The sequence below is a fragment of the Pseudonocardia wallangbongensis genome (genome assembly GCF_054486945.1).
On record NZ_JBRERS010000018.1, the window covers coordinates 72,845 to 86,286 of the forward strand.

Here is a 13,442-nt window from a genome sequence, read left to right on the forward strand (position 1 = left end):
GGATACGGGTGCTCCAGCACTCGTATCCACTCACGACCCGGGGGTGAGGGCCTGCTTCAGGAACTGCACCTGCAGCAGCAGGAGGTTCTCCGCCACGACCTCCTGCGGCGTCATGTGCGTGACCCCGGACAGCGGCAGCACGCTGTGCGGCCGGCCCGCGGCGAGCAGGGCCGAGGACAGGCGCAGGGTGTGGGCGGCCACGACGTTGTCGTCGGCGAGGCCGTGCACGAGCAGCAGCGGCCGGGTGAGGCGGTGCGCGTCGGCGATGAGCGACGAGCGCTCGTAGGCCTCCGGGTCGGTGTCCGGCCGGCCGAGGTAGCGCTCGGTGTAGTGGGTGTCGTACAGCGCCCAGTCCGTGACGGGGGCGCCGGCCACCGCCGCGTGGAAGACGTCCGGGCGGCGCAGCACGGCGAGGGCGGCGAGGTACCCGCCGAAGGACCAGCCGCGGATCCCGACGCGGGTGAGGTCGAGGTCCGGGTGGCGTTCGGCCACGGCGTGCAGCGCGTCGACCTGGTCCTGCAGCACCGGGCCCGCGAGGTCCCCGTGGACCGCCCGGTCGAACGCCGGCCCGCGCCCCGGCGTGCCGCGCCCGTCGACGACCACCACCGCGAAGCCCTGGTCGGCGAACCACTGGCTGGTCAGGAACGCGCCGCGGGCGGCGAGCACGCGCTGGGAGTGCGGGCCGCCGTAGGGGTCCATGAGGACCGGTAGCCGCGTGCCCGGCTCGTGGTCGGACGGGAGCAGCACGGCCGTGCGCAAGGCGCGCTCGCCCGCGCTGAGCAGCGCGACGCGCGGGGTGAGGCCGGGGAGGTCGGCGAACGAGGGGATCGTGTGCTGGGCCCCGCCCCGGTGGACGGTGGTGGTCGTGCCGTCGGTGCCGAGGTCCTGCCGGGTGACCACGAGGGTGCCCGCGGCGAGCCGACCGCTGCGCACACCCGCACCGGTCGCGACGGCGGTGACCCCGTCGGGACCCCACGTCCAGAGGCCGATCGACGTGGGCTCCTCGCTCGCGCGGAACAGCACGACGTCGCCGTCGACGTCCGCGACGTCGCGCACCTGCAGGGATGCGGGCGTCACCGGCTCCCCGTCGACGAGGAGCCGCAGGCTGCCCTCGACGTCGCCGACCGTCACGAGCGCGCCCGACGCGGTGTGCGCGGGCACCCCGGGGACGATGTCGACCCAGACCGGGTCGGTCTGCTCCCGCACGGGTGTCGTCGCCCCGGTGGCCGGGTCGACGCGGAGCACGCGCAGGGCCCGCTGGTCCCGTGGCTGCACGACGATCAACAGGCCGTGGCCGTCCCAGACGGCGTCGGCGAGGTACTCGTCCCGCTCGGTGTCCCACCGCACCGGCACCACCGTGCCGTCGAGCGCGATCACCTCGAGGGTCACCCGGGCGTTCGGTGTGCCCGCCGCGGGGTAGGCGACGACGGCGGGCTCGCTCTCCGGGTTGGCCGGGTCGGCGATGTGCCAGCGCCGCACCATGGCGTCGTCCACCCGCGCCACCAGCAGCGACTCGCCGTCCGGTGCCCACCAGTAGCCGCGCATCCGGCCCATCTCCTCGGCCGCGACGAAGTCGGCGAGGCCGTACGTGACGTGCGGGCCGTCCGGCTCGGCGAGAGCGGTCGTGATGCGGGAGGCGACGTCGTGGACGTGCAGCGCCCCACCGCGGACGAACGCGACGGCGCGCCCGTAGGGGTCGGGCCGCGGGTCGATCACACCGGCGGCGGTGTCCACGAGGCGCGGGCCGAACCCGCCGGCGAAGTCCGCGAGGTAGAGCCGGCCGGAGAGCGTGAACGCGGCCGTGGTGACGGGCCGGTCGGTGGCGTAGCCGACCACGCCCCCGGCCTGTTCACGGCTGCGTTCGCGGCGGGCCTTCTCCTCGGCCGGCAGGTCCTCCTCGGGGGCGCCCTCGAGCTCGCGCGGGTCGGCGACGAGCCGTTCCTCCCCGTTGTCGAGGTCCAGCGTCCAGAGGCAGGTGACGGGGTCGGTGCCACCGCGGCTGCGCAGGAACACCACGCGCTCGCCGTCGGGGGAGACGGTGACGCCGCGCGGGGCGCCGAGGGTGAAGCGACGGGTGCGGGCCTGCCGGCGCGGGAAGCTGTCGGTCACGGGAGGTCAGTGTGCCCCGAACAGTCGTCAGTCGACGCAGGGCACGCCCTCCGCAGTGATCACCGGACGGCCACTCGTCGGCGGTGCCGTGCTTCCGCCGGCGTCGGGCTCGTCGGCCGGCTGCACCGTGATCGGGTCGTCGTCCGCGGCGGGGTGTGCCGTGGTGGGCGGCTCGGGCCGGGCCGGAGTGGTGGCGACCGGACCGAGCAGCGACCCGACGAAGCTCCGCACGTCGTCGCGGTCGATCTGCACGGCGATGCCGTCGACGGGGGTTCGCAGGTCGGGCCGGCCGGTGGGGATGGTGCGGAACGTCAGCGCGTTCGCGGAGACCTGGCGGAGCTGGGAGATCGCCTGCTCGAGGTCCCAGCCGCTGTCCAGGACGACGTAGCGCGTGGCGATGTCCACGAGGCGCGCCACGCGTGCGGGGTCGGTGATCGTGCTCGCCGCGAGGACCCGCTGGGCCAGGCCGGCGGCGAAGGCCTGCTGGCGGGCGATGCGGTCGAGGTCGCCGTCCTCGAGCCCGTGGCGCTGCCGCACGAAGGCGAGCGCGGACGCGCCGCTGACGAGGTGCTGGCCCGCCGGGAGGTCGACGCCGGAGTAGGAGTCGCGGACGGGGGCCTTCAGGCACACCGGCACCCCGCCGAGCGCCTCGGTGAGCTCGACGAACCCGGCCATCCCGATCTCGGCGAAGTGGTCGATCCGGGCGCCGGTCAGCTGCTCCACCGTGGCGACCAGCGTGCGCCGGCCGGACTCGCGGGCGCGCCGGTCGAGGTCCGCACCGTCGATGCCCTGTGCCCGCAGCGACTCCTCGGCGGCCTCCATGCCGCGCCGGTACGCGGAATTGATCTTGTGGGTGCCACGGCCGCCCGCGATCGGCACGAACGAGTCCCGCGGGATGGAGATGGCGACCGCGCGCTCGCCCGGCGTGGCCGGGACGTGCACGAGGATGATCGTGTCGGTGTGCAGCTGGCCCTCGTCCGGGCCCGCGTGCAGGGCGTCGAGCATCGCGGCCGGCAGCGGCCGGCCCTGCGCGTCGGTGCGCGCGTCAAGGCCGACCAGCAGCGCCGTGAACGACTCGCCCGCCGGCGTGGCGCGCGGGGTCGGGATCGCCTCGGTGCTGCTCACGGCCGCCGTGTCGACGCGCTGGTGCAGCGACCAGACGAACCCGGTGGCGACGAGTGTGGCGGCCGACACGAGTGCGATGACGACGCGGACGGCTGCGCGCACCGTGCGTCTCGCGTCCATGTTGCACTCCGGGTCACCGCGGCCGCCCTGCGCCTGGACCAGCGCCGTGACCGCCCGGGGCTGCTCGGCCGCCACAGCGGCTCCGGTCCACTTTAGTCACGCATCGTTCGACGCCGCTGCTCCGAACGGTGCACGTCACAGCATGTTTGCGAGTTGAAATCATACGGTCGGTGACCAATCCATGATCAACGCGCTAGGGTCGCCGCCTACCAGGCTTGCCACGGGGGGAGACACGTTGATGACCGCACTGCACAGGCAGCGCCGAAAGACGTCCGCGCGACGGTCGTTCGCGCCGGACCGTGCCCGGATCGTGCCCGCCCGTAACGGCTCCTGACAGAGATCGAGGTAATGCACGGCAAGATCACAGCGCAGAACGGACGTTCGTGATGACCGCTCCCCACAATTCCCAGCAGAAGTCGGCGTTCCCCGAACGGCCGTACCCGCAGGAGCCCCACCAACAGCCGAACCAGCCGGTGCACCCGCCGGTGGCCCCCGGGCAGCACCTGCGCCCGTGGCCGGTGAACCCCGAGCAACAGCAGCAGCAGCCGTACCCGGACCAGCCGTACCGGCCCCAGGGCGGGGACCCGCAGTCCGGCCGGCACGCCGCGGAGGAAGAGCTCCGCCGGGCGCAGGCGCGGACCCAGCCGGGAGCCCCCGGCCGCCCGGCCGTGCCCGCACCGCCGATCTTCGTCCGGAGGACGCGGTTCGAGGCCCTGGCCTGGACGGCCCTCGTCCTCGGGATCATCGGGATCATCGCCGGCGTCGCGGGCGTCCTCGTGGGCTCGTCGATCCTCGTCCTGAAGTACCTGACGATCGGCCTCGCCGCGGTCGGAATCCTGCTCGCGGTGATCGCGCTCGTGGGCACCCGGAAGGTCCTCGCCGGCATCGGCATCGTCCTGTGCGCCGGTGCGATCGTCGTCGCCATGACGGCCCAGGTGGCCGCTTCGCCCGGGTCGGAGACCCCGCTCACCGGCGACGAGGCCGCGGCGCAGGACGTGGCCGTCCGCGACTGCACGGTGGTGAGCCAGGATGGCGTCACGAGTGCCGAGGCCACGCTGGAGATCACCAACCACAGCGACCAGCGGCAGTCGTACAACATCACCGTCACCGTGAACGACCAGGGTGGTCCCCGCGTCGGCGAGATCCACGCGATCTCCACGGCCGTCGAGCCGGGGCAGAGCATGGTCCTGTCGGGCCCGCAGGCGAGCGGCACCGTCAACGGGCGGGCGCAGCCCGGCCCCGCGGACTGCCGTGTCACCGACGTCAACCGCCTGGCGCTGGGCGGCTGAGGGTCTCACGGCGGATCTCCGCCACCGGCGTGGTGGCCGTGCCGGCGCAACACGGCAGCACGGCCACCATGCCGGCGGTCGCGACGGCATGGTGGGCGGCGGGCGGATGTCGGCGGCCGCCTCTACCGTCCGGCGCGTGACCACTTCCGAGAACGCGCCGGCTGCCGGCGTCGCCCGCTTCAGCGTCGTCGCGCTCGACTGCCCCGACCCGGTGGCCCTCGCCGGCTTCTACAGCGCCCTCACCGGCTGGCCCTTCGAGCCGCCGGGCCAGTCCGACGGCTGGGTCCAGCTCGACCCGCCCGACGGCCGCGGCGCCGCGCTGGCCTTCCAGAAGGTCGCGTCCGGCTACTCCCCGCCCCGCTGGCCGGGCCAGGACGCGCCCCAGCAGTTGCACATCGACTTCGACGTGCCCGACCTCGACGAGGGTGAGCGGCAGGTCCTGGCGATCGGTGCCCGCAAGCACGAGGTGCAGCCGGCCCCGCAGAACTTCCGGGTGTACCTCGACCCGGCGGGTCACCCGTTCTGCCTCGTGCGCGCCTGAGCCCCCGGCCCGTCACACACCAACTTCGGCGCTCGCACACCAACTGCAGTTCGTGTGGGAGCACCACGGTTGGTGTGTGACGGCCGCGGAACTGCGGCGCCTTGAAGTTACTGGTCGGTAGGGGTGGTTGCGACCGTTCGCGGTGGGTACTTTGCGCTCCATCATGTGAAGCGGCTGTCCACATAATGGAGAGAAGTGACCAGCGTCGGTGTTCTCGACAAGGTGATGGCGATCCTCGACGCCTTCGCCGACGGGACGGCTCGCCTGGAGCCACCGGAGGTCGCCGCGCGGACCGGCATCAGTGCCCCGACCGCGTACCGGCTCATGGGCGCCATGGCCGAGCACCGCCTGCTCGGCGTCGACGGCCGGGCCTACCGGCTCGGCACCAGGCTGCTCCAGCTCGGCGCCCGGGTCTCCGAGGGTGTCGAGGTGCGCGCACTCGCCCTGCCGCACATGAAGGAGCTGCGCGATGCGACCGGCGAGACCGTGGAGCTGCAGATCCTGACCGGCCACAGCCGGGTCCCGGTGGAGATGGTCGTCGGTCGTCGCACGGTCCGGACCATGGGGCAGCTCGGGGTGCCACTGCCCATCCACCTCGGAGCCAGCAGCCGGGTGCTGGTGGCATGGCTCGGCGAGCGGACCGCTCTCGAGCTCGCCGGGCGCAGCGCCGCGGAGCACCCGGGCACGTCCTGGGACCCGCAGAGCTACCGGGAGCGGCTGCGCCGGGTGCGCGAGCAGGGCTGGGAGTTCAGCGCCGGCGAGCGCGACCCGGAGACCTCGGCGGTGTCCGTGCCGATCCGCGACCGCCACGACGACGTCATCGCCGCGCTCGTCGTCTCCAGCACCGCGACCAGGCTGGCCGATGACGCGCGCCGCTCGGCCGTCGTCGAACAGATCTGCGCCGCGGCGGCCGCCATCTCCACCGAACTGGGCCGCGACGCCGGCTCGTCGACGTCCCAGGAGTCGATCACATGAGCGAGAGCGGATCATGGGCACAGCGCCTCGAGCGGAGGCTCGCGACGAGCGTCGGAGGGGAGCCGACGTGAGCGGTCCCCTGACCGGCCTCCGCGTCCTCGACATCGCCACCGTCTTCGCCGGCCCCTTCGCCGCGGCGCTGCTCGGGGACATGGGCGCCGACGTGCTGAAGGTCGAGATGCCGGGCGCGGGCGACCCGTTGCGGGCGCTGGGCCCCTTCTCCGGGGAGACCTCCCTGACCTGGGCCGCGTCGGCCCGCAACAAGCGCAGCATGACGCTCGACCTCAAGGACCCACGGGGGCAGGAGCTGCTGGTCCGGCTGCTCGCCGACCAGGACGTGCTCATCGAGAACTTCCGCCCGGGCACCCTCAACCGGTGGGGGCTGGGGGCGGAGCGGCTGCGGGAGGCCAATCCGGACCTGGTCATCGTGCGGGTCAGCGGGTACGGGCAGAGCGGGCCCAACAGGGGCAAGGCCGGGTTCGGGACCCCCGCCACCGCGTACAGCGGGTACGCCCACATCAGCGGGTTCCCCGATCGGCCGCCGGTGCTCCCCTCGGTGTCCCTCGTGGACTACCTGACGGGCATGTACGCGGCGATGGGGGCGCTGGCCGCGATCTACCAGCTGAAGGTCGCAGGGGGACCCGTCGACGAGGTCGATGTCGCCCTGTACGAGTCGATCTTCCGCATGCTCGAGGTGGTCGTGGCCGAGTACGACGTCCTGGGCACCGTGCGGGAGCGCACCGGGAACGAGCTGGCGGCGTCGTCGCCCGCCGGGATCTACGAGTCCAAGGACGGCCAGTGGGTGGTCATCGTGACCAGCACCGAGCGCACGTTCGCCCGCCTCGCCCGCGCCATGGACCGGGAGGACATGCTGACCGACGCCCGGTACTCCACCAACCGGGCCCGCCTGGAGCGGCGCGACGAGATGAACCGGACCATGGCGGACTGGACGCGGCAGCTCACGCGCAGCGACCTCGAGGCCCGGCTGGACGAGTTCAGCGTTCCGCACTCCTCCGTGTACAGCGCGCCGGACATCTTCGCCGACGAGCACTACGCGGCGCGCGACATGCTCGTCGAGGTCGCACACCCCCAGCTGGGCACGGTGACCCTGCCCGGGGTGGTGCCGAAGTTCAGCCGGAACCCCGGCGGTATCCGCAACGCCGGCCCGGCCCTGGGTGAGCACACCGAGGACGTGCTGACCGGTCTCGGCCTGTCCCCGGAGGAGATCAAGGGCCTCCGCGAGAAGGGAATCATCTGATGGCGACGTTCGACTCCGCCCGGGACTACGCGGCAGGTGGCGGCGCCCTGCCGTTCGCCCTGCCCGCGAGCGTGCGCATCCAGGAGGTCGGCCCGCGGGACGGCTTCCAGCTCGAGCCCGGTGTGATCGAGACCGCGGACAAGGTCGCGATCATCGACGCGCTGTCCGCCACCGGGGTCCCCGCGGTGCAGCTGACCTCGTTCGTGCGCCCGGACGCGGTGCCGCAGCTGGCCGACGCCGCCGAGGTGATGGCCGGCTACACCAAGGCTCCCGGCGTCGCGTACTCGGTGCTCGTCCCCAACCTCAAGGGCGCCCAGCGGGCGCTGGAGTTCGACGCCGACGTCTGGGAGCTCATGCTGTCGACGACCGACGCGCACAGCATCGCCAACGGCAACCGCCCCACCGCGGCCGCGTTCGAGCAGATCCGGCCCGCGATCGAGCTCGGATTGGCGAACGACGTGCAGCTGGTCGGCGGCCTGGCGACCGCCCTGGGGTGCCCGTTCGAGGGCCGCACCAGCTTCGAGCGGGTGGCCTGGGTGGTGGAGCTGTACGCCGGCGCCGGGGTCCGGCACGTCACGTTGGCCGACACCGCGGGCCTGGCCGACCCCGCCCACGTCCACGACATGTCCGCCCGGCTGCGGGACGCCTTCCCCGAGGTCGCCATCACCCTGCACCTGCACAACACCCGCGGCCTGGGCATGGCGAACGTGCTCGCCGGGCTGGCCGCGGGCGTCACCCACTACGACTCGTCGATCGGTGGCCTCGGCGGCTGCCCCTACGCCCCCGGCGCCACCGGCAACATCGCCACCGAGGAGCTGGTGCACCTGCTGTCGCTGCTCGGCATCGACACCGGCGTCGACCTCGACGCCCTGATCCGGATCGCGCGCGGGCCGGTCGGCACCGCGGTACGCCACCCGCTCGAGTCCTCGTTCGAGAAGGCGGACCCGTCCTGGGTCCTGCACACCCCGCCGACCCGGCAGGTGCTCACCCGTGGGTAGCAGAACGGACTCCCGCAGTACATCGCCCTCCCTGAAGGAATCGCACCCATGAAGAAGATGCCCGTCCTGGCAATGGCGCTCGTGGTCGGCATGGTCGTGGCCGCATGCTCCGGCGGTGGCGGATCCGGAGGCGGGAACGCCGAGGACTACCCCAGCAGCCCGATCACCATGAGCGTCGGGGCCGACCCGGGGAGCGGGTTCGACCTGACGATGCGCACCCTGGTGGAGGTCCTCCAGAAGGAGGGCATCGTCGACGTCCCCATGCCGATCGAGAACCGGCCCGGCGCCGCGTCGGCGGTCTGGACCGAGCAGATGGTCAAGCGGCACGCCGGAGCCGACGACCAGGTCTCGGTCACCTCGCTGGTGATGATGACGAACAACGCCCGGGGCCAGTCGGACTACAACGTGGACGACGTCACGATGCTCGCCCGGCTGATCTCCGAGTACTTCGTGGTGGTCACGAATGCGGGCGCCCCGTACCAGGACCTGCGGTCGGTGCTCCAGGCCGTCGTCGCGGATCCGGGGTCGGTGCCCGTGGGTGCGGCGTCGGACGACCAGCTCCCGTTCGCCCTGCTGGTGGACGCCGCCGGCGGCGACGCCTCAAAGATCAACTTCGTCGCCTACGAGGGCGGCGGTGACCAGAGCGCGGCGCTCTTGTCGGGCGACATCCAGGTGGCCATCGCCGGCACCAGCGAGTTCCTCCCGCTGATCGGGTCCGGCGAGCTGCGGGCCCTGGCCGTGATCGGCGAGGACCGGCTCCCGGGCCTGCCCGACGTGCCCACGGCCGTGGAGCAGGGCTTCGACGTGACCATCTCCAACTGGCGTGGCATCTACGGTCCGCCCGGGATGCCCGACTACGCCGTCGGGTACTGGCAGGACGCCCTCCGGAAGGTCGTCGAGTCCCCGTCGTGGGCCGCGGCGGCCGAGAGGAACCAGTGGGTCACGACGTTCATGGTCGGCGACGAGCTGAAGACCTACCTCGACAAGACGAACCAGCAGGTGACCGCCGCCTTCGAGAAGATCGGCCCGCAGTGACGGCACCCCCGCCGACGGAGAGCCGAGCCCCCAACCGGCGATCGGGCCGGCGCGACGCCGTCTCCGGCCTGGTGGTCGCCGGCGCCGGCACGGTGCTGCTCGTCGCCGCCCGGGGTATCGAGGATCCGGTACGCCCGGATCCCGGGGTCGGCCCGGCCACCCTGCCGACGGCGCTGAGCGTCCTGCTGATCATCGCGGGCCTCGTGCTGGCGGTCATCGGGTGGCGCGGGCGGGACCGGGTCGTCGAGGCGGGGAACGACGGCGGGGTGGAGACCGTGGAGCAGCTGGTCCACCAGGAGGAACCGCCCGTGCCGTGGCGACGGCTCGCCGTGGTGGTCGCGCTGTTCATCGGCTACGCGCTCGCCTTCGTCCCGCTGGGCTACATGCTCGCCACCGCGCTGTACCTGGGCGTCATGGTCACCGTGATCGACCGGGCGCGGTGGAAACGCAACCTGATCTTCGCGGTGGTCTTCGCCGTGGTCGTCTACTTCGGGTTCACCGAGCTGCTCGGCGTCCAGCTGCCCGCCGGCGTGCTGGGCTGAACCGGGGAGGGCTGGCATGGACGCGCTGAACGGACTCCTCGCCGGGCTCGCCGGGGCGCTGACCCCGACGAACCTGATGTTCGTCTTCCTCGGGGTGCTGATCGGCACCATCGTCGGGGTGCTGCCCGGGCTGGGGCCGATCACCGCGATCGCCCTGCTGATCCCGCTCTCGTTCGGGCTCGACGCCACGTCCGGGCTGATCCTGCTCTCGGGGGTCTACTACGGGGCCATGTACGGCGGGTCGATCACGTCGATCCTGATCCGGACGCCCGGGGAGATCGCATCCGCGGTCACCGCGCTCGACGGCTACCAGATGGCCCGCAACGGGCAGGCCGGGCCGGCGTTGGCCACCTCGGCGGTCGGTTCCTTCGTCGGCGGCTCGATCGCCGTGCTGGGGCTGGTGTTCCTGTCCCCGGTGCTGGTGGACGTGTCCACCTCCATCGGAGCCGCCGAGTACGCCGTCCTGCTGGTGGGTGCGCTGGCGCTGACCACGTCCCTGATGACCGGGTCGAAGATCAAGGCGCTGGTCTCGGTGCTGGTCGGCATGTGCATCGGCACCATCGGCCTGGACCCCCAGGACTCCGTCGAGCGCTGGACCTTCGGCTCGATCGAGCTCTCCGACGGCGTCGACATCGCCCTGCTGGCCATGGCCCTGTTCGCCGTTCCCGAGGCGCTGCGCCACCTGTCGCTGGGCGAGCGCACGGCGTCGAAGGCCATCAGCGTGCAACGAGCGTGGATGAACAAGCAGGACCTGCGCCGGTCCGCCGCGCCCTACGCCCGCGGGACCCTGGTCGGCTTCTTCGCCGGCGTGATGCCGGGGCTCGGGCCCACCCTCGGCTCCTTCGCCTCCTACTCCCTGGAGCGCCGGGTCGCCAAGGGGGAGCGTCGCGCGCTGTTCGGCAAGGGCGCGATCGAGGGCGTCGCCGGACCGGAGACGGCGAACAACGCCGGGGTCGGCGGGGCCATGGTGCCCATGCTGGCACTGGCCATCCCCGGCTCGGCGACCACCGCGCTGCTGCTGTTCGTGTTCCAGATGTACGGGCTGCAGCCCGGCCCGCAGCTCTTCCAGACCGACGGCCCCCTCGTGTGGACCATCGTGGCGTCGATGCTGGTGGGCAACGCGATGCTGCTGGTGCTGAACCTGCCGATGGTGCGCCTGTTCATCAACCTGCTGAAGGTGCCGCCGCCGCTGCTCTACAGCGGCGTGGTGGCGTTCGTGATGCTCGGGGCCTACGCGCTGACGTTCAGCTTCTTCTCCCTGATCCTGCTGATCGTCATCGGTCTGATCGGATACCTGATGCAGGAGAACGACTTCCCGCTGACCCCGGCCATCCTCGCCGCCGTGCTGCTGCCGCTGCTGGAGCTCAACCTGCGTCGGGCACTGCTCATCGCCAACGGCGACTGGACCACGTTCCTGGACCGGCCGCTGTCGCTCGGCCTGCTGATCCTGATCACCCTCGGAGTGCTGGCCCCGTTGGTGATGGGGGTGCGCGCCAGGTACGTCCGGTCGAACCCCGTGGGTGGGGGTGCGCGATGAGCGCTCGGCCGTTCCGGCGTCACCAGCCGCGTTCCCGCCAGTCCCCGGTCAGGAGGTAGCGGCCAGGGGTGGGATCGAGGTCGACCCGCACCTTGATCGGCCGAAGGCTCCTCCAGGTCGTCCATCAGCTGGAGGTGGTCCTCGGTGGTCGTGGCCTTCCGGTGACCGCCGGGGAAGAGCGAGTCGTCTCAGCGGTGAACACGCGACCGCGGTCAGCGGCGTCCGCTGGGCACGGGCGGGCGGGTGACCGGCACGACGGTGAGCAGGCCCAGAAGTCCCTCGAAGTCGTCGGGGTTCGTCGTGAACAGCGGCAGCTCCTCAGCGATCGCGGTGGCGGCGATCATCAGATCGGCGATCCGCCGTCGCGGCTTCCGTCCGGCGGAGACAACTGCTGCAGTGACTCGCCCGTAGGTCCTGGCCGCCTCGGCGCTGAACGGGATGGGATCGAACTCGTGTTCGGCCCGTTGGAGTACGTCGAGGCGGCGGGCGCGTTCCGCGTACTCGTCGTAGTCGTCCTGCTCGCTGTTCGGTCGTACCTGGTGCGGGCCGGCGGAGAGCTCGGCGAGTGTCACAGCGCAGATCGCCATTTCCTTCGGCAGTTCGTCCGAATCGATCCAGCGGCGAAGGATCAGGATGTTCGTGTCGAGGAGGCCTCGATCATGGGCGCTACCGTGCATAGGGATCAGTAAGTTCATGATCGGCGGCAGCGTCCTGATCGGCGCGAAGGCCCGCGACGTCGATGGTCGCGGCGTTGTGCGACATGGCAGCGAACTCCTCCCGGGCGACGAAGCGTCGACGCCGACGCAGCGGGATCAGCTCCCCGATCTCGTGGCCGTCCCGGGTGACGGTGAACGACTGGCCGCCTTCGACTGCATCCATGATCTCTTTCGACCGCTGTCGAAGGTCGCGCTGCGTGATCTCGGGCTGGCTCACGACACCAAATCTTAGCGCGGTGTGCTACCCGGTGCCACACCGTGGCACCTCGGGCCTGCACGATCCGTCCGAGGTTCGCCCGCTCGCCCATCGCGGGACGGATCCCCGGATCTCGGACGGATCATCGGCCGGTGATCCGTCCGAGGTCGGTGCGAGCGCTCTCGCATGGGCGCACCCGCCGATCTCGCGGCGATCATCACGGGTCCGCCGGCGTCACCAGCCGCGTTCGCGCCACTCCCCGAGGCCTGGGCGCTCGCGGCCGAGGGTCGTGTCGTCGCCGTGGCCGGGGTAGACCCACGTCTCGTCCGGGAGCGGGCCGAAGACCCGCTCCTCGAGGTCGTCCATGAGCTGGATGTGGTCCTCGGGCGTCGTGGTCTTCCCGTGCCCGCCGGGGAAGAGGGAGTCGCCGGTGAAGACGTGCGGGTGGCCACCGGCGGCCGGGTCGCGGTAGACGAGCGCGATCGAGCCGGGGGTGTGGCCGCGCAGGTGCACCACCTCGAGCTCGATCTCGCCGAAGCCGATGGTGTCGCCCTGCTCGACCAGCACGTCCATCGGGATCGGCAGTTCGGGGGCGTCGAGCGGGTGCGCGATCTGCCGGGTCTGGAACATGCCGGCCACGGCGCCGAGGGCCTGCCAGTGGTCGTAGTGCTGGTGGGTGGTGACCAGGTGGTTCAGCTCGGGACGGCCGTCGTCGGCGCCGACGAGGTCGGCGAGCCGGTCGGGCTCGTTCGCGGCGTCGACCAGCAGCGCCTCGTTCGTGGCGCGGCACACCAGTAGGTAGGCGTTGTTGTCCATCGGGCCCACCGAGATCTTGGTGATCCTGAGGGCTTCGAGGTCGCGGCGGATGGCCGCGCCGCCCGGGTCGACATGGCCGGAGTAGCTGTCGAGGACGTCCACCCCCACAGCCTAGTGGGGCCCCGTGTCCGTCACGATCGGATCGCGGCGGGATGCGAGGTTCACCCGAATCGTTGACAGCAGAA

The 13,442-nt window shown here is 72.2% G+C and carries 13 protein-coding genes; 8 read left to right on the forward strand and 5 right to left on the reverse strand.

The window, feature by feature from the left end; all coding sequences use genetic code 11:
- Positions 1 to 30: 30 nt before the first annotated feature.
- Positions 31 to 2,109: a S9 family peptidase gene (locus tag ACU436_RS38705; RefSeq protein WP_459032093.1), complete on the reverse strand. Its 2,079-nt coding sequence runs from the start codon at positions 2,107 to 2,109 to the stop codon at positions 31 to 33.
- A 27-nt stretch (positions 2,110 to 2,136) separates the two neighbouring features.
- On the reverse strand, positions 2,137 to 3,429 hold the full coding sequence (locus ACU436_RS38710; protein ID WP_459032094.1) for an LCP family protein: 1,293 nt from the start codon (positions 3,427 to 3,429) through the stop codon (positions 2,137 to 2,139).
- 311 nt (positions 3,430 to 3,740) lie between these two features.
- On the opposite strand from ACU436_RS38710, the gene ACU436_RS38715 reads away from it, so the two are divergent.
- From ACU436_RS38715 to ACU436_RS38750, 8 genes are all read left to right on the forward strand, one after another.
- Positions 3,741 to 4,643, forward strand: coding sequence for a hypothetical protein (locus ACU436_RS38715; protein WP_459032095.1), 903 nt, complete (start codon positions 3,741 to 3,743; stop codon positions 4,641 to 4,643).
- Positions 4,644 to 4,779: 136 nt separating this feature from the next.
- Positions 4,780 to 5,184 carry a VOC family protein gene (locus ACU436_RS38720; RefSeq protein ID WP_459032096.1) on the forward strand — a complete coding sequence of 135 codons (405 nt, stop codon included), beginning with the start codon at positions 4,780 to 4,782 and terminating at the stop codon, positions 5,182 to 5,184.
- A 195-nt stretch (positions 5,185 to 5,379) separates the two neighbouring features.
- Complete coding sequence (locus ACU436_RS38725; RefSeq protein WP_459032097.1) at positions 5,380 to 6,159, forward strand: IclR family transcriptional regulator; 780 nt, start codon at positions 5,380 to 5,382, stop codon at positions 6,157 to 6,159.
- Positions 6,160 to 6,226: 67 nt separating this feature from the next.
- Positions 6,227 to 7,417 carry a CaiB/BaiF CoA transferase family protein gene (locus ACU436_RS38730; RefSeq protein WP_459032098.1) on the forward strand — a complete coding sequence of 397 codons (1,191 nt, stop codon included), beginning with the start codon at positions 6,227 to 6,229 and terminating at the stop codon, positions 7,415 to 7,417.
- Complete coding sequence (locus tag ACU436_RS38735; RefSeq protein WP_459032099.1) at positions 7,417 to 8,415, forward strand: hydroxymethylglutaryl-CoA lyase; 999 nt, start codon at positions 7,417 to 7,419, stop codon at positions 8,413 to 8,415. Before ACU436_RS38730 ends, ACU436_RS38735 begins: the two co-directional genes overlap by 1 nt.
- A 48-nt stretch (positions 8,416 to 8,463) precedes the next feature.
- Positions 8,464 to 9,450, forward strand: coding sequence for a tripartite tricarboxylate transporter substrate binding protein (locus ACU436_RS38740; protein ID WP_459032100.1), 987 nt, complete (start codon positions 8,464 to 8,466; stop codon positions 9,448 to 9,450).
- Complete coding sequence (locus ACU436_RS38745) at positions 9,447 to 9,992, forward strand: tripartite tricarboxylate transporter TctB family protein (RefSeq protein WP_459032101.1); 546 nt, start codon at positions 9,447 to 9,449, stop codon at positions 9,990 to 9,992. Before ACU436_RS38740 ends, ACU436_RS38745 begins: the two co-directional genes overlap by 4 nt.
- A gap of 16 nt (positions 9,993 to 10,008) precedes the next feature.
- Positions 10,009 to 11,529 carry a tripartite tricarboxylate transporter permease gene (locus ACU436_RS38750; RefSeq protein WP_459032102.1) on the forward strand — a complete coding sequence of 507 codons (1,521 nt, stop codon included), beginning with the start codon at positions 10,009 to 10,011 and terminating at the stop codon, positions 11,527 to 11,529.
- Positions 11,530 to 11,741: 212 nt separating this feature from the next.
- Here the strand turns inward: ACU436_RS38750 and ACU436_RS38755 are convergent, their stop codons facing one another.
- The 3 genes from ACU436_RS38755 to ACU436_RS38765 form a co-directional block, all read right to left on the reverse strand.
- A complete protein-coding gene (locus ACU436_RS38755) occupies positions 11,742 to 12,224 on the reverse strand; it encodes a PIN domain-containing protein (protein ID WP_459032103.1) in 483 nt (160 codons plus the stop codon).
- Positions 12,196 to 12,462, reverse strand: a complete 267-nt coding sequence (locus ACU436_RS38760) for a type II toxin-antitoxin system Phd/YefM family antitoxin (RefSeq protein WP_459032104.1) — start codon at positions 12,460 to 12,462, stop codon at positions 12,196 to 12,198. The genes ACU436_RS38755 and ACU436_RS38760 overlap by 29 nt, the downstream gene beginning before the upstream one ends.
- A 213-nt stretch (positions 12,463 to 12,675) precedes the next feature.
- Positions 12,676 to 13,359, reverse strand: coding sequence for an MBL fold metallo-hydrolase (locus tag ACU436_RS38765; protein WP_459032105.1), 684 nt, complete (start codon positions 13,357 to 13,359; stop codon positions 12,676 to 12,678).
- Between the last annotated feature and the right edge of the window lie 83 nt (positions 13,360 to 13,442).